The sequence below is a fragment of the Streptomyces sp. NPDC019531 genome, from assembly GCF_044903305.1.
Lineage (GTDB): Bacteria > Actinomycetota > Actinomycetes > Streptomycetales > Streptomycetaceae > Streptomyces.
This window is the reverse complement of sequence record NZ_JBJDQL010000003.1, coordinates 224,891-241,460: the sequence shown is the minus strand read 5'-3', so window position 1 is coordinate 241,460 and position 16,570 is coordinate 224,891. Positions and strand designations below refer to the sequence as shown.

The following is a 16,570-nucleotide window of genomic DNA, read 5'->3' as shown; positions in this document are numbered from 1 at the left end:
GGAGGGCGCCGCACCGCGAGGCGAGGGGCCCGAGGACACACCCAATGCGCGGGTGGCGGAATAGGCAGACGCGCTGGATTCAGGTTCCAGTGCCCGCAAGGGCGTGGGGGTTCAACTCCCCCCTCGCGCACCACGAGATACCGACGAAACGGGTCTCTGCCAGTGGCGAAAGTCAAGGCGGGGCCCGTTTCTCGTTGCGCGGGTGGCTGTGAGATGCCACACGGTCCGCGTTCGGACACTTCTGAGGGCCCCAGCCCGTGAGATACCTCACGGGCTGGGGCCCTCTTCTGCGTAGTGCTGGATGGTCCTTGGAGCGGTGGGTCTACGCGGCCTGTGCCACGTGGCCGGTAGGGGTCCAGGTCGTGGTTTGTTCTTCTGGCGACGATGGTGCGTGCGTCGACGTGGGGGCTCGCCGTTGAGGGCAAGAGTGTCCAGCCGCTTCCTGATCTTGCGGCGGTTGACGTGGGCCAGCTGGAAGGTGAGCAGGACACTGGGCTTTGCCCGCCTCGGCGGGCTGCGATCCGCCGGAGAGCAGTTCACGCGCCTTGTAGGGCAGCAAGGGATCGGATAGGCGGACGACACGGCGTACTTGTGGCGTTCACCGCACCGCGCGTGGACGGGGCGCCGCCGACCCGTCAGTCGTTCCCGAGGTGCCTCGTGCTCAGGCCCACTGTGCGATGACGACGAAGGAACGGCTGGCTCGGTAGGCGGCGGTGTTCTCGGCGGGGTCGAGCCAGAGTTGGAGGTTGTCCCGGTGGCGGAGGTAGCGGCCGGGGTAGTTGTACGACTCGAGAGAGACCGACCCGTCGGCGGAGCCGGGGCGGGCGCAGAACGTGGCGTCCTTCTGGAAGATGGCGGATCCGTCGTTGACGTCCAGGCGTATCCGGAAGGCGAAGTGCCGCACGTACCGGCCGGCGGCGTCCCTGAGCGAGTAGCAGCGGGAGTCGGCGATGCCGGGCACGAACGTGAACGTGGCGGCCCGCCGGGGGGCCGCGGAAGTGGTGGCGCCGACCGGATCAAGGATGCCCAGGCGGCCGGACTGGCTCACGTGGTCGCCGGGGTCGTCGACCGACCGCAGGGCATGCCGGCCTGAAAGCCGCGCCACAGCCGTGGGGGTCGGGGAGGCGGACACCGCGTGCGTCGGTGAGGCGGACACCTTCGGTGCCGGTGCTACGGAGGCGGCGGGCGACGGCGGGGCCACAGCGGCGGTCTGCCGGGCCGGCCCGTGTGAGTGCCGCCGAGATCATGCGCGGCTATCCGGGCTTCGACCTGTACTCAACTCGGCTTCGGCACCCTGGCCTTCACCCGGCCGAAGGCGATCGTCCCCGCTGGGACGCCGGCCTCGTCTCCGAGCGCCGCCGCGGGCACGGGAGGAACGCCCGCCACCGGTCCGTCCACCGGCACCGAGGCACAGGGCGGCAGAGGTGACGACCTGGCGGCCACGGGTACGGGCCCAGTCGCGGCCGTCGCCGCCACCGGCGTGCTGGCCATCGCGGGAGGCCTCGTCGCCCTGCGCCGCAGGAACGCGCGCGACAGCGGCTGAACGACTCCTCCCGCCCCCGGGGTCCCGCCCCGTTGACCTGGTCCTCCGCTCGATTGTTCAGCCCTGGGCGGGGGCTACTGACAAATTCCCCGACGGCCAGGACCCGGTTCCGGCTGGCGGCAATCCTCCGTCACCGGCCCGCTCCGGGCGGCCCCGAGCGCCACGAGGCTCGGGGCCGCCCCGTGCCCGCGTACGCGAACCGCGCGGGAACGAGCAACGACGGCCACGCACCCACTTCGGGCGACTACGGGGAAGAGAGACCTCCCTTGCACAGCAAGAACCGGCGCACAGGGCGCCACGGCAAGAGACTCCAGGGACGTGGCAGAGCACTGGCGTACGGCACCACCACGGGCCTGAGCACCAAGCGGGCCGCGAGCGGCATCCCCGCGAGGCTGCGCCTGATGAACCAAGTCGGTCGACAGCAGCGGCAACACCACCGCCACCCGCCCGGTCTACCCCTTCCCCTACTACGCCAAGAACACCACGGGCGGCCCGGACACCGACGCGAGCAGCTACACCCCCGTCAAGTCCACCGCCGAGGCCGGCCTGACGCTGAACGGGCTCGGCTCCTTCCGCTCCGGCTACGAGACGGTCGGCAACTGGGTGGTCGGCAAGTGGGTCGTCAGCAAGGGCAAGAACTGATCGCCGTATGACCTGACCGACAACAGCAACTGACCCAGACGTCGCGGCTCCCGGCTCCGGCCGGGAGCCGCGACGTCGTGCATGCGGGCGATACCACGTCGGACCGTCGCCGGAACCACCACGTCAGCACTCCTGCCTGACGGCCGTCACTCGGCGCACCGTCCGGAGAAAACCAGGGTGGATGACCTGGCGTACGGCCCGACACGGCTGTTTCCTTCGCCCTCCATGGGTCTCCCTGGGGTGTTCCCGCAGCGGGAACACCCCAAGGAGCGCGAGAACTAGGCGAGCGTGATGTTGTCCAGTTCGGCGTAGCCCACGCCTCCGGAGAAGCCCGGCGATCCCTTCGCGAGACGGATCATGTTGTAACCCGCGTGCAGGTTGACGGTGACGGTGACGGTGCCCGTCGGATGACCCCATCCGGAGCTGGTCGGCGGGTAGGTGACCGTCGACCAGGAACCGCCGTTGTAGGCGAGACCCTGCGTGGAGTTGGCCCCGGTGGCGTTCGCGTACTTGACGGTCATCGTGTACGACCGTGCGGTCGGCACGTTGACGAGGAAGTCCACGAAGCTGTCGTCACGCATGTCGGTCTTGTTGTCGATCTGACCGACGTAGCCGCCGTTCGAGGCGCTGCCGGCGCTGAGCCTGTTCGCGTTGACGACCGTCGCGTTCTCCGCCTCGTACGTCTGCTGCCACGTCGGCGTACCCGTCGTCGGCGTGATGAGCAGCTGGTACCCGTCGAGGGCGTCCATGCCGTTCACCGGCACCGAGATGCTGCCGTCGGACGCTACGGTGTACGTGCCCGTGGAAACGGCGACCGGGGCGGTTTCGTTCGTCCGGCGCCCGGTGTTCTCGGTGCGCGAGAGCGCCACGGTGACCTGCGAGCCGAGGGCTCCGAGGCCGTTCACCTTCACCGTGTTGTTGCCACTGTCGCCGCCGAAGACCACGTTGACCTGCTTGCGGCTGGCGTCGTAGGAGGCGACACCGTCGAGAGTGGACTGCGGGACCGTCTCGACGATGTTGCCGGACTGGTCTCCGTACCACTTGTACGCCCAGTAGGACGCTGTCGGCTGGTCGTTGTAGAGCAGGCCGTTCACCGTGCCCGCCTCGTACCAGTACGGGCGCTCGGCGTCGTGCACACCGGCCCGTTCGAAGGCGGCCATGTAGCGCACGCCCAGGCTCGGTGCGTCGATGTAGTCCTTGGCGCCGTACTCGTTGATGGAGATGGGCCGGTGCGGCAGGCCCAGCGAGGTCTCGATGGCGCGGAAGTCGGCCACGTCCACCGGGATGTCCGTCGGGCCCGAGGTCAGCAGCTCATGCCACACCGCGACCGCCGGAAGCGTGTTGGTGTTCTTGGCGTTGGTCATGAAGTCCAACATCCAGGCGTGGTTGTAGCGGCCCGCGCCCGGCCCCACGATCGGTGTGCTCGTGTCGATGGCCCGGATGTCGCCGTAGGTACGCGTCCACATGGCGTTGAAGGTGCCTGCGTTACCACCTGTACTGTTCGTCCAGTTCAGGTCCGGTTCGTTCCAGATCTCGTAGCCCGCGATGTTGGTGCTGCCGGTCGCGTTCATCCGTGCCTGCACCATCGTCGAGACCTTCGACTCCCAGTCCGCCCAGCTCACCCAGTTGTAACAGCACTGGCTGAAGATGTCGGGCAGACGGACGTACTGCTGACCGCCCGCGGCCGTGACCTTGCCGGCGACCGACAGCGCGTCACAGCAGGGTGAGGTCGCCCCGTTGCCCAACTGCTGGGTGCCCGGCGGGGGCTGGGTGAAGCTGTTGACGTGCAGGGGGTACAGCTGGCTCAGCGACGGAGTGCTGCTGCCGCTGTCGACGCCGTAGAGTCCGCCGGAGGCCACGTGGGTGACGGGGCGGACCGTCGTTCCGACATTGACCGTGAGGGTGTTGCCCGCGGCGTGAGCCGGTGTCGTGACGACGACACCGAGGACCACCATCAGGGCCGCGATCACGGTTCGCAACACGGTTCTTATCACGGTGCGCGGCGCACGGCGGCGTAGTCGGAGCATCTGAGTGCCCCTTCCTGTACGAAGGTCGAGTGGACTCGATTGAGAAATCGTTTCCCCACCGGCGCACGGCTTCTTCGGAGCGTGGCGCAGCAAGGGGAGGTCAGTGGCCTGCCGGGCTGAGCGAGAGGTATGAACCCAGGTCATTGGCCATCATGGATCAGTGTTGCGGCGATATTTCCTGACGGTGAGGGCAGTGTCAATAGACTGAAAGCCATGTAGCGAGAGTCGCCTTGCGCAACTCTGAGAAAACGCTTCCTCGTGGGTGCGGCCATGCCGGACCTGCTGGGCCGGACCAGATGATGTGCTTGCCGGTCAGCGCCGGCGGTCGGCTCAGGTTGTCGGCTCAGGTGGTCCCCGACGCAAGCGCGTGGACGCAGGCCGGCCGGATCCGGATGCGGAGCCACGACGGCAGGGACAGCGTCCGGCCTCGCGTGCTCGGTCCGCCGTGCGGCCGTCTTGGTTCACAACGGCGCATCGCGGGGACGGCCGGCCCCAGGCCGGCGGAAGGGTCCGCTGCTCGTGTCCCCTGGCGGGCGGCAGAACGCCGATGAGCGCGCCGATCAGCAGCGGCGTGTACCGCGCGACCACGAGCGGGTCGTTGGAGACCGCGACCTGGCCGTTGGCGGTGAAGAGTGTGGTGTCCGGGGGAGCCGGGGCGGGCAGACGTGTCGCAGCACTGGTGCGGTCGCGCCGAGGGTGCGGTTCTGCGGCAGGCGTGGCGCAACTCGGCGCCTACGGTTCCGGGCCTGCGGAGCAGGTCCTTCCCGACGAGGTCCGTGGGGTGCGCCCGGCGGGGTCCGTAACGCCAGGGCCGATCCGGCCTCTCAGGATTTCGCGGCCCTCGACCCGCAAGGGTGTGGCGAACTCCCGCTCCTGCGGGGCGCCTTGTCCTTCGCCCCCGAACGCCGAGGTGCGGGGCATGCGGAGTCGAGGCCGCATCCGGTCCATCGAACGCGGAAGCAGTCGACATTGAGCAAACGGTTTCTCGATGAAAGTAGGGGTAGAGCGTCCATTCCGTCAAGCTCCGTCGGCGCCCACGGCGGGCGGGGCGAAGCAGGATGGCGGGCATCGCCACCCCTTGTTCGTGCAGTACGCAGGCAGTAGTGACCCGTAGGACCGCCGTGCAGGACTGCCGATTGCAACCACCAGAGGCGTAGGGGTTTACGTGGAGGCTCCGACGGGCCACTATGAGCCTGAGCAAGATTGAGCAATCATTTTCTCAGTGATATCGCGGGGGTGCATGTCCCCTGCGGCATCGATGGGGGTGGGGGTCACCTGGTTCGCGGTCGCCGGCCCGGCGTGGTCGGAGTCGTGCGGCTGGTTCGGGAGTCGGGGATGAAGGGTTCCTGTCTGTCGAGGCGTACCCTCGCGCATTCGTAACTCCGAACGTTGATCGATATATCGAATACGCGGCCGGTTTCATCGGCCACCTCAAACCTGTTCGAGAGCACTAAGGACGGCCGGTTGTGCACGCAGAGCACGATGAATCAATGAGCCTCACCCCCTGCGTCGTAGGAGTCGACTTCGGGACGCTGTCCGGGCGGGCGGTGGTGGTCCGGGTGCGCGACGGCGCGGAGTTGGGGACGGCGCAGCACGAGTACCGGCACGCGGTCCTCGACCGGGAGCTGCCGGACGGCAGTCGGCTGCCCCCGGACTGGGCCCTGCAGGTGCCGTCGGACTACGTCGACGTGTTGCGCCACGCGGTGCCGGCGGCGCTGGCAGCCGCCGGTGTGCGGCCGGAGCAGGTCATCGGCATCGGCACGGACTTCACCGCGTGCACGGTGCTGCCGGTACTCGCGGACGGCACGCCGCTGTGCGAGCTGCCCGGCCTCTCCGGCCGTCCGCACGCCTACGTCAAGCTGTGGCGCCACCACGCCGCCCAGGCCCAGGCCGACCGGATCACGGAGCTGGCTGCCGGACGCAAGGAGCCGTGGCTTCAGCGGTACGGCGGGAAGATCTCCTCGGAGTGGGAGTTCGCCAAGGCGCTGCAGCTGCTGGAAGAGGACCCGGAAATCTACCACCGCATGGAGCGGTGGGTGGAGGCGGCGGACTGGATCGTGTGGCAGCTGTGCGGGACCTACGTCCGCAACGCCTGCACCGCCGGCTACAAGGGCCAGTACCAGGACGGCGCCTACCCGTCCCGCGACTACCTCGCGGCACTGAACCCCGGCTTCGCCGACTTCGTGACCGCCAAACTCGACCAGCCGATCGGGCAGTTGGGCGCTGCAGCCGGGCGGCTGACCGCCGAGGCCGCTTCCTGGACGGGCCTGCCCGAGGGCATCACGGTGTGTGTGGGCAACGTCGACGCCCACGTGACGGCGCCCGCGGCGACCGCGGTGGAACCGGGTCAGATGGTCGCCATCATGGGCACCTCCACCTGCCATGTGATGAGCTCGGACCAGCAGGGCACGGTGCCGGGCATGTGCGGTGTCGTGGACGGCGGCATCCTGCCGGGGCTGTGGGGCTACGAGGCCGGGCAGAGCGGCGTGGGAGACATCTTCGGCTGGTTCGTGCGCACCGGATTCCCCGCCGCGTACGCCGAACAGGCCGCCGCCCTCGGCCGCGACGCGCACGAGTACCTGACCGCGCTCGCGGCCGGGCAGAAGGTGGGCGAGCACGGTCTGATCGCGCTGGACTGGCACAGCGGAAACCGCTCTGTGCTGGTCGACCACGATCTGAGCGGTCTGGTCCTGGGTCTGACGCTGTCGACCCGGCCGGAGGACGTCTACCGGGCGCTGCTGGAGGCCACGGCGTTCGGTACGCGGACCATCATCGAGGCGTTCGAGGCGGCCGGGGTGCCGGTCGCCGAGCTGATCATCGCGGGCGGTCTGACGAAGAACGCGCTGCTGATGCAGATCTACGCAGATGTCACCCGCCGTCCCCTCGGCGTCATCGGCTCCGCACAGGGGCCCGCTCTCGGCGCGGCGATGCACGCGGCGGTGGCTGCCGGGACGTACCCCGACATCCAGACCGCCGCACGGTCCATGGGCAAAGCCGACCGGGGCGTGTACCGGCCCGACCCGGAACGTGCCGCGGCCTACGACTCGCTGTACGCCGAATACCGGTTGCTGCACGACTACTTCGGTCGCGGTGGCAACGACGTCATGCACCGCCTGCGCCGCATCCGCGCCGAGGCTTCCGCGTAACCCCAGATCTTCGTGAAAGGAACCACCATGACGACGCAAGCCCAGCCGTACGACAGCCACGAGATCTGGTTTCTCACCGGCAGCCAGGGCCTGTACGGCGACGAGACCCTGGCCCAGGTCGCCCACCAGTCCCGGCAGATCGCCGAACGCCTCGATGCCGCGGACGAGATCCCCCTGCGGATCGTGTGGAAGCCGGTCCTGACCGACGCCGAGTCGATCCGCCGGCTGTGCCTGGAGGCCACCGCCTCCGACACGTGCGTCGGCGTGATCGTGTGGATGCACACCTTCTCCCCGGCGAAGATGTGGATCGCCGGGCTGAGCGCCCTGGACCGGCCGGTGCTGCACCTGCACACCCAGTACAACCTGTCGCTGCCCTGGTCGAGCATCGACATGGACTTCATGAACCTCAACCAGGCCGCCCACGGCGACCGCGAGTTCGCCCACGTCGAGGCGCGTATCGGCGTCAACCGGAAGATCGTCGCCGGTCACGCGACCGACCCCCGGGTCGTGGGGCGCATCGCCGCCTGGTCCCGGGCCGCCGCCGGCCAGCACGTGGCGCGCACCCTGCGGCTGGCCCGCTTCGGCGACAACATGCGCGACGTCGCCGTCACCGAGGGCGACAAGGTCGAGGCCCAGCTGCGGTTCGGCTTCTCCGTGAACACCTACGCCGTCAACGACCTGGTCGCCGTCGTCGACGCGGTCGAGGACAAGGCCGCCGCCGAACTCGCGGCCGAATACGTCGAGTCCTACGACATGGTCCCGGCACTGCGTCCCGGCGGAATCCGTCACGACTCCCTGCTGTACGCGGCCCGTCAGGAACTCGGCCTGCGCACCTTCCTGACCGAGGGCGGCTTCACCGCCTTCACCACCAACTTCGAGGACCTCGGCGGCCTGCGCCAGCTCCCCGGACTGGCCGTGCAGCGGCTGATGGCCGACGGCTACGGCTTCGGCGGCGAGGGCGACTGGAAGACCTCCGCGCTGCTGCGCACGATGAAGGTCATGGGTGTCGGGCAGCCCGGTGGCACCAGCTTCATGGAGGACTACACCTACCACTTCGGGCCCGGCACCCCGCGCATCCTCGGCGCCCACATGCTGGAGGTCTGCCCCTCCATCGCGGCCGGCCGGCCCAGCTGCGAGATCCACGCCCTGTCCATCGGCGGCCGCGAGGACCCCGTCCGCCTGGTCTTCGACGCCGCACCCGGCCCCGCCCTGGTCGTCGGCCTAGCGGACCTGGGCGACCGCTTCCGCCTGACCGCGAACGCTGTCGACGTCGTGGCACCGAGCCAGCCGCTGCCCCAACTCCCGGTCGCCAGAGCCGTATGGAAGCCGCGTCCGTCCCTGGCCGAGTCGGCCGAGAGCTGGCTGCTCGCCGGCGCCCCCCACCACAACGTCCTCAGCTCGGCCGTCGACCTCGAGACCCTGACCGACTACGCGGCCATGACCGGCGTCGAACTGCTGACCATCGACGAGAACACCACGTCGGACCAGCTCGCCAAGGAAATCCGTTGGAACGCCGCCTACCACCGCCTCGCACAGGCCCTGTGACCCGCGGCCGGCAAGAAGGAGACGACCGATGACCTCAGCTGTCCGAGGCGGCCTGCGGGAGGAGGTGCTGGCGGCCAACCTCGCCATCCCCCAAGTCGGCCTGGCGACCCTGACCTGGGGCAACGTGAGCGGTATCGACCGGGAGGCGGGAGTGTTCGTCATCAAGCCTTCCGGAGTGCCCTACGAGGACCTGACCATGGACGACCTGGTGACGGTGCGCCTGTCCGACGGCAGCATCGTGGACGGCGACCTGCGCCCGTCCACCGACACCGAGACCCACCGCTGCCTCTACCTGGCGTTCCCGTCCATAGGCGGGGTCACCCACACCCACTCCACCCACGCGGTGGCCTTCGCCCAGGCGCGCCGGGAGATCCCGGTACTGGGCACCACGCACGCGGACACCTTCAACGGCCCCGTCTCCTGCACCCCCGACCTCACGGCGGAGCAGTGCGCGAAGGACTACGAGTACAACACCGGCCGCGTCATCGTCGACCTGCTCGACGAAGACGACCGGCGGGCCGTCGAGGTCCCCGCCGCCCTCGTCGCGGGCCACGGCCCCTTCGCCTGGGGCGCCACCGCCCGCAAGTCCCTGGAACACGCGATCATCTGCGAAGCCGTCGCCGACATCGCCATCCACACCATGGCGCTGGGCCCCGCCACCCCGCCGCCCCGTCACCTTCTCGACCGGCACTACACCCGCAAGCACGGCCCCGATGCCTACTACGGCAACGCGGAGGCCGCGACTCGAGTGTGACCGTTGTGTCCGTCGCATCAGGCGGTTCTGACTGGACCTGGCAGGTCCGGCCGGAACCGCCTGTCTGCGTGCGGTACTCCAGTCGGCTCGTGCCGTGCAGTCGGTCCGTGGCGCCCCAGGCGCCGGTGCTCCGGCCGGCCCGGTAACGAGGTGAGAGCGCGCGGCAAGGCCGACCAACTGTCGAGTGACACCAGCGCGCGTCGGCCCGGCGAACTCCCCGCCGAGTGAGCACGTCCGAGACGACGTTCGAGCCCAGAGGTCGAAAGACAAGCTCAGGTGGATTCGCGGACGACGAGGCTCAGGTGGATTCGCGGACGACGAGACGGCACGGGACGGTGTGCAGGCCGGGTTCCGGCTCGGAGCCGATGGCGCTCAGCAGACGCAGGGCCGCCTGCCTGCCGATCTCGGTGAGGTCCGTGTCGATCGTGGTCAGGGGCGGGCGGCAGGCCAGGGCCATGATGTCCCAGTTGTCGTAACCCACGATCGCGACCTGTCCCGGGACGTCCACGCCGTTCTCGCGCAGGGCGTCGGCGACCCCCCGGGCGATCTGGTCGTTGCCGCAGAAGAAGGCGTCCGTGTCGGGGGCGGTGCGCAGCACCGCTTCTGCGGCGCGGCGTCCCCACGCCTCGCTCCACTCGCCGAAGTGGACCCGGCCGGTGGCGAGCTCCAGTGAGGAGCGCTCCAGCAACTCCACGGTGTGTCGGGCGCGGTCGCTGGCGGCCGCATGGTGTGCCGGGCCGGTGACGTGCGCGATCCGGGTACGGCCGGTCGCCCACAGGTGCTCGACGGCCAGTTGGGCTCCGCTGCGGTCGTCGGAGACCACGGAGATGTCGGACGGGTCGTTGGACGGCGAGAGCGCGTAGACCGTCGGGATCGGCTCGACGCCCTTCAGCGGCGGCCGCGGGTCGGTGCGCCGACCGGTGACGATGATGCCGTCCACCCTGCGGTCCATGAGGTTGCGCAGGTGGTGCTGCTCGCGGATGGCGTCGCCGCGGGTGTCGCACAGCAGCACGGAGATCTTCCCGGCGCCGAGCGCGTCCTCGGCGCCGAGGAGCACCGGGGTGCTGAAGCGGCCGATGCCGTCGGTCGTCATCAGCCCGACGGTCCAGCTGCGGCCGGTGTGCAGGCTCTGCGCGTACTGGTTGGGCCGGAAGTCGAGGGCCTCCACGGCGGCCAGCACCCGCTGTCGGGTCTCGGGCCGCATCCTGCCGCTGCCGCTCAGCGCCTTCGAGGCTGTTCCGACGCTGACGCCGGCCAGCTTGGCGACGTCAGCGAGCTTCGCCCGCCCGTTTGTCGGGGAACCTGAGACGGCGGTCACTGCGCAATCCTTTTCCTAGATGACGTCGACGATCGCATCCTGACATCGTTCGTGGCCTCTGACCAGTCCTGATGGGGGGTGCGGAAAATACTTCCGTATATGTCTTGACTACCGATCGCCACCTCCCTACCTTTCGGGACAGAAAAACGTTTGCTCAAGCGGATTCACGAGGCGGAGCACCGCCCGTCGGATTCCCGGACGATGCGGCAGACGCACGCCGGATCCTCGATCGCGTCCCCTTCACTTCTTCGGAGAGCCATGCCCCGCACACGTCCCGCCGTTCCCTCTGCCGAGCGCTCGACCGTGCTCGAAACGGGCGGCACCCCCACGGGTCCGGTCCGCCTCGGCGAGGGTGCCACGACCGCCCTCGCTCCTGCCACTGTCGAGGTACGTGCCGGTTTCTGGGAAGGGCGCCGCGAGGTGAACGCGCGGACCTCGGTGCCGCAGGGCCCCGGCCTGCTGGAGTCGGCGGGGAATCTGAACAACCTGCGCGTGGTGGCGGGCACGGCCGAGGGCGAGTTCCAGGGCGCGTATCCGTTCGTGGACTCGGATGTCTACAAGTGGCTGGAGGCAGCGTCCTGGCAGCTCGCCCAGTGGGCGTCGAATGCCGACGACGAGCAGGTCGGCCGGCTCGCCGACGAGGTGGAGCGGATCGTCGCGCTGGTGGCTGACGCCCAGCAGCCCGACGGCTACCTGAACACCTGGTTCCAGCTGCTCAAGGGCGGCGAGCGTTACCAGGACCTGCGCTGGGGCCACGAGCTGTACTGCGCGGGCCATCTCATCCAGGCCGCAGTGGCCCACCACCGGGCCACCGGTCGCCCCGAACTCCTCGACGTGGCACGGAAGTTCGCCGATCACATCGACACGGTCTTCGGTCTCCCGGAAAGCGGCAGGCCCCTCGACGGCATCGACGGCCACCCGGAGGTCGAGACCGCCCTCGTCGAGCTGTACCGGGAGACCGGCGAGCGCCGCTACCTCGATCTGGCGGGTTACTTCGTCGACCGCTTCGGCCACGGTCTGCTCGGCGGTGAGGCCTACTGCCAGGACCGCGTGCCGCTGCGTGAGGCGACGAACGTCGAGGGCCACGCCGTACGCCAGCTGTACCTGCTGGCCGCCGCCACCGACCTCGCCACCGAGACCGGCGACGCCGAACTGCGGTCCGCCGCCGAGCGGTTGTGGCAGGCGATGACCGCCACCAAGACGCACCTCACGGGCGGGCTCGGCGCGCACCACGACGAGGAGGACTTCGGCGACCCGTACGAACTCCCCAACGAGCGTGCCTACTGCGAGACCTGCGCCGCCATCGCCTCCATTCAGTGGAGCTGGCGCATGGCCCTGCTCACCGGTGCGACCCGGTACAGCGACCTGATCGAGCGCACCCTGTACAACGGTTTCCTCGCCGGCGTCTCCCTGGACGGCGAGCGCTGGCTGTATGTCAACCCGCTCCAGGTCCGCGACGGCCACACCGACACCGGCGGCGACCAGTCCGCCCGCCGCACCCGCTGGTTCCGCTGCGCCTGCTGCCCGCCGAACGTCATGCGGCTGCTGGCCTCGCTGGAGCACTACCTCGCCTCCACCGACACCGGCGGCCTGCAGATCCACCAGTACGTCACCGGCCGCTACACGGGTGACCTGGACGGAGCGCCGGTCGCGGTGACCGCCGAGACCGACTACCCCTGGCACGGCACGATCGGTCTGACCGTGGAGCAGACGCCCACCGACCGCCCCTGGACGCTGTCCCTGCGCATCCCTCAGTGGTGCCGCGAGTACCGGGTCCGGTGCGGCGACACCGTCTACGACCAGGCCGACGCCCCCGCCGCCGACGGCTGGCTGCGTCTGGAGCGCACCTGGGCTCCCGGTGACCAGGTCGTCCTCGAACTCGTCCTCGCACCCCGCCTCACCGAGGCCGACCCCCGCGTGGACGCCGTACGCGGCTGCGTCGCGATCGAACGCGGACCGCTCGTGTACTGCCTGGAGCAGGTCGACCACCCCGGTGGTGGTCTGGACGACATGGTCATCGACACCACAGTGCCGCCGGCCGTGAAGGACCGCCCCGACCTGCTCGGCGGTGTCATCACCGTCGTGGCCACCGGACACCGCCGGCACATCCCCGACCAGGGCTGGTGGCCCTATGTGTCCGCCGAGCCCGACGCCTCCACCGACGCAACATCGGCCGGGGACCCCGTCGAACTGACCGCCATCCCGTACTACGCCTGGGCCAACCGCCAGGACGGCAGCATGCGCGTCTGGCTGCCCACCTCCTGAACACTCCCTTCTCCTCCTGATCGCTCCTTGCCGTCTCCTTCCCCTCTCCTCACTCCCCGCGCACCACCCCAAAGACAACGAGGTCACCCGTGAGAAACACCCGCCGCAACCTGATCGCCGCCCTCGCCGTCATCGGCACCCTGGCCTCCGCCACCGCCTGCGGAGGCGGCTCCAGCTCCTCGGACTCCTCCTCCGGCGCGTCCGGAAAGACGTACACCTTCTGGGACCCGTACCCGCAGTTCGACGCCTCCTCGGCCTGGGGCAAGCTCGTCACCAAGTGCGGTACCGACGCCGGCGTCAAGATCAAGCGCACCGGGATGGACACCTCGGACCTGGGCAACAAGGCGCTGCTGGCCGCCCAGCAGGGCAACGCGCCCGACGTGATGCTGGTGGACAACCCGGTCGTCTCCACGCTGGTGGAGGCGGGCATCCTCAACAAGACCAGTGACCTCGGTCTGGACACGTCGTCGATCCAGAAGAACATCATCGGGGCCGGCACCATCGACGGTTCCTCCTACGGCGTCCCCATCGGCGCCAACACCCTCGCCCTCTACTACAACAAGGAGGTCCTGGCCGCGGCCAAGGTCGACCCCGCCTCCATCAAGGACTGGGCCTCGCTCACGGCCGCCCTGAAGAAGGTCAAGGCCGCGGGCAAGAAGGGCATCACCTTCTCGGCGATCAACACGGAGGAGGGCAGCTTCCAGTTCCTGCCCTGGTTCTGGGGCGCCGGCGCCGACCTCACCAAGCTCAACTCCGCCAAGGGAGCCGCCGCGCTGTCGCTGTGGAAGCAGTGGGTGGACGAGGGCTACGCGCCCAAGGACGTCCTGCAGAACACCCAGACCACGAGTTGGCAGGAGTTCGCCACCGGCGACTACGCGTTCAGCGAGAACGGCACCTGGCAGCTCGGCAACGCCGACAAGGCCGGCTTCGGGTACGGCGTGATCAGCATCCCGGGGCAGAACGGCGGTTCGGCGCCGGTCCCGACGGGCGGCGAGTTCGTGACGGTGCCCGTGCAGAAGGACACCGGGCGCTACGACGTCACCAAGAAGATCGTCACGTGTCTGACCAGCGACGCGAACCTGCTGCCCACCGACACGACCCTCGCGTACGTCGCCCCCACTGCCGCGGTGCAGGCCGAGCAGGTCAAGCAGAACCCGAAGCTCAAGCCGTGGGTGGACGCGGTGGCCGCGGCGCGCGGCCGCACCAGCGGCGGTCTGGGCACCAAGTACCCGACCATCTCCCAGCCGATGTGGACCGCCGTGCAGGGCGCGCTGTCGGGCAGCAAGAGCCCGCAGGACGCCCTGGACACCGCGCAGACGGCCGCCGCCAAGGGCAACGGCTGACCCCCGGCCGACGACTGCGGGGCCCGTCGCGCTCGCAGCAACCCGGGGGGATCGGGGAAGGGGCGGTCGATGCACGACTGTGAAGGACTGTGTTCTCGTCCGCCGCCGGATCCCCGCCCGGCCCCCTGAGCCGCGCCCGCCCCGGGCATCCCCATCCGCACCCAGGAGTTCGCATGACCCTCGCCCGCGTCGACCGCCGTCATAGGCGGTCCCCGGCCAGCCCCGGGGCGCCCGGCCTCGACGACCGGAAGGTCATCTCGGCGCGCCGGCGCCGCCGGAGCCGCAGAAGCCTGCTGACCGCGCTGGCCTTCGTCGCCCCGCTGGTCGCCTACCTCGCCGCGTTCTACGTCTATCCGCTCTACCGCAACCTGGACCTGAGCCTGCGCGACTACACCGTCCGGTCGTTCGTGGCGGGGGACGCTCCGTTCTCCGGCCTGGACAACTTCCGTACGGTGCTCGACGACCCGACCTTCGGTCCGGCGATGCGGCACACGATGATCTTCACCTTCGTGTCGATCGTGTTCCAGTACGCGGCCGGACTCGCCCTGGCGGTCTTCTTCAACCGGAACTTCCGGCTCGCGCCCACCCTGCGCGCGCTGTTCCTGATCCCGTGGCTGCTGCCGCTGATCGTGTCGGCGTCGACCTGGTCGTGGATGCTCAACAGCGAGTCGGGTGTCGTCAACTACGTCCTCCACCTGGGCGGAGTCGCACCGGTCGACTGGCTCACCTCGCCCAGCTGGGCACTGACCTCGGTGATCATCGCGAACATCTGGATCGGCATCCCGTTCAACCTGGTCATCCTCTACAGCGGCCTGCAGAACATCCCCGGCGAGCTGTACGAGGCGGCCTCACTGGACGGGGCGAGCGCCTGGCAGCAGTTCCGGCGCATCACCTTCCCGCTGCTGCGCCCGGTGTCGGCGATCACGCTGCTGCTCGGGCTCGTCTACACGCTCAAGGTGTTCGACCTGATCTGGATCATGACCAAGGGCGGTCCCGGCGACTCCTCGTCCACCCTGGCGACCTGGTCGTACCAGCTCGGCTTCGGCACGCTGCTGCCCAAGTTCGGCCCCGGCGCCGCGGTCGGCAACATCCTCATCCTCATTGCGCTCGTCTTCGGGCTGCTCTACATCCGCGTCCAGAGGAGGCAGGAAGCATGACCTCCCCCCGCGCCGGCACCTGGCGCTCACGCCGCAACACCGCCATCGGTGTCCTGCTCACCGCGCTGATGCTGTTCCCGGTGTACTGGATGCTCAACGTGTCCCTGACCCCGCAGCAGGACATGCGCAAGGACCCGCCCGACCTGCTTCCGCTGCACCCCACCTTCGAGGGTTACCGGGCCGTCCTCGACGACCAGATGCCCTACCTCGGCACCAGCCTGCTGATCGGTCTCGGCACGGTCGCCCTCACCCTCGTCCTCGCCGCACCGGCCGGCTTCGCCCTGGCCAAGCTGCGGCCCCGCGGCGGCGGACTGCTCGGCCTTCTCCTCCTGGTCGCCCAGATGATCCCCGGGATCGTCATGGCGATGGGCTTCTACGGCATCTTCCTGGACTTCGGTCTGCTCAACTCCTGGTGGGGCCTGATCGTCGCGGACTCCACGATCGCAGTGCCCTTCGGCGTCATGATCTTCACGGCGTTCATGTCGGGCATCCCCGGCGAGCTGATCTCCGCGGCCCGCATCGACGGCGCCGGCACCTTCCGCACCTTCTGGTCCGTCGTGCTGCCGGTGAGCCGCAACGCCCTCGTCACCGTCTCGCTGTTCAGCTTCCTGTGGGCATGGTCCGACTTCGTCTTCGCCAACACCCTCGACGGCGGCGGCGACCTGCGCCCGATCACCCTCGGCATCTACAAGTACATCGGCAACAACAACCAGGAATGGAACGCGATCATGGCCACCGCCGTCATCGCGTCCGTCCCCGCCGCTGTCCTGCTGGTCCTCGCACAGCGCTATGTGGCCGCGGGCGTCACCGCGGGCGCCGTGAAGGACTGA

At 69.4% G+C, this 16,570-nt stretch carries 11 protein-coding genes and 1 tRNA gene; 9 read left to right on the top strand and 3 right to left on the bottom strand.

All coding sequences use genetic code 11. The annotated features are described in order from the left end of the window. Positions 1–46 precede the first annotated feature (46 nt). Positions 47–133 (top strand) — tRNA-Leu (locus ACI2L1_RS05405). A gap of 528 nt (positions 134–661) precedes the next feature. Here the strand turns inward: ACI2L1_RS05405 and ACI2L1_RS05400 are convergent. Next, the gene (locus ACI2L1_RS05400) at positions 662–1,105 is read right to left on the bottom strand and encodes an AbfB domain-containing protein (RefSeq protein WP_404737975.1); all 444 of its coding nucleotides are present in this window, start codon (positions 1,103–1,105) and stop codon (positions 662–664) included. A gap of 126 nt (positions 1,106–1,231) precedes the next feature. Between ACI2L1_RS05400 and ACI2L1_RS05395 the strand changes: the two genes are divergently transcribed. Then, a complete protein-coding gene (locus ACI2L1_RS05395) occupies positions 1,232–1,543 on the top strand; it encodes an LPXTG cell wall anchor domain-containing protein (RefSeq protein ID WP_404737974.1) in 312 nt (103 codons plus the stop codon). 920 nt (positions 1,544–2,463) lie between these two features. Here the strand turns inward: ACI2L1_RS05395 and ACI2L1_RS05390 are convergent. Continuing rightward, the gene (locus tag ACI2L1_RS05390; protein WP_404737973.1) at positions 2,464–4,167 is read right to left on the bottom strand and encodes a hypothetical protein; all 1,704 of its coding nucleotides are present in this window, start codon (positions 4,165–4,167) and stop codon (positions 2,464–2,466) included. A 1,535-nt stretch (positions 4,168–5,702) separates the two neighbouring features. Here ACI2L1_RS05390 and araB point away from each other — a divergent pair. From araB to araD, 3 genes are read left to right on the top strand one after another with little or no spacing between them, the layout of a single operon-like run. Further along, a complete protein-coding gene (araB, locus tag ACI2L1_RS05385) occupies positions 5,703–7,358 on the top strand; it encodes a ribulokinase (protein ID WP_404737972.1) in 1,656 nt (551 codons plus the stop codon). 27 nt (positions 7,359–7,385) lie between these two features. After that, on the top strand, positions 7,386–8,903 hold the full coding sequence (araA, locus tag ACI2L1_RS05380) for an L-arabinose isomerase (protein ID WP_404737971.1): 1,518 nt from the start codon (positions 7,386–7,388) through the stop codon (positions 8,901–8,903). Between the two features lie 28 nt (positions 8,904–8,931). Continuing rightward, positions 8,932–9,657: an L-ribulose-5-phosphate 4-epimerase AraD gene (gene araD / locus ACI2L1_RS05375; RefSeq protein WP_404737970.1), complete on the top strand. Its 726-nt coding sequence runs from the start codon at positions 8,932–8,934 to the stop codon at positions 9,655–9,657. 298 nt (positions 9,658–9,955) lie between these two features. On the opposite strand, the gene ACI2L1_RS05370 is transcribed toward araD, so the two are convergent. Next, positions 9,956–10,975: a LacI family DNA-binding transcriptional regulator gene (locus tag ACI2L1_RS05370; protein WP_404737969.1), complete on the bottom strand. Its 1,020-nt coding sequence runs from the start codon at positions 10,973–10,975 to the stop codon at positions 9,956–9,958. A gap of 258 nt (positions 10,976–11,233) precedes the next feature. On the opposite strand from ACI2L1_RS05370, the gene ACI2L1_RS05365 reads away from it, so the two are divergent. The 4 genes from ACI2L1_RS05365 to ACI2L1_RS05350 all read left to right on the top strand — a co-directional run bounded on the left by ACI2L1_RS05365 (position 11,234) and on the right by ACI2L1_RS05350 (position 16,570). After that, positions 11,234–13,240, top strand: a complete 2,007-nt coding sequence (locus tag ACI2L1_RS05365; RefSeq protein WP_404737968.1) for a glycoside hydrolase family 127 protein — start codon at positions 11,234–11,236, stop codon at positions 13,238–13,240. A gap of 89 nt (positions 13,241–13,329) precedes the next feature. After that, entirely contained in the window at positions 13,330–14,583 is a 1,254-nt protein-coding gene (locus tag ACI2L1_RS05360) for an extracellular solute-binding protein (protein ID WP_404737967.1), read from the top strand. 173 nt (positions 14,584–14,756) lie between these two features. After that, complete coding sequence (locus ACI2L1_RS05355) at positions 14,757–15,740, top strand: carbohydrate ABC transporter permease (protein ID WP_404737966.1); 984 nt, start codon at positions 14,757–14,759, stop codon at positions 15,738–15,740. Continuing rightward, positions 15,737–16,570 carry a carbohydrate ABC transporter permease gene (locus tag ACI2L1_RS05350; protein ID WP_404737965.1) on the top strand — a complete coding sequence of 278 codons (834 nt, stop codon included), beginning with the start codon at positions 15,737–15,739 and terminating at the stop codon, positions 16,568–16,570. Before ACI2L1_RS05355 ends, ACI2L1_RS05350 begins: the two co-directional genes overlap by 4 nt.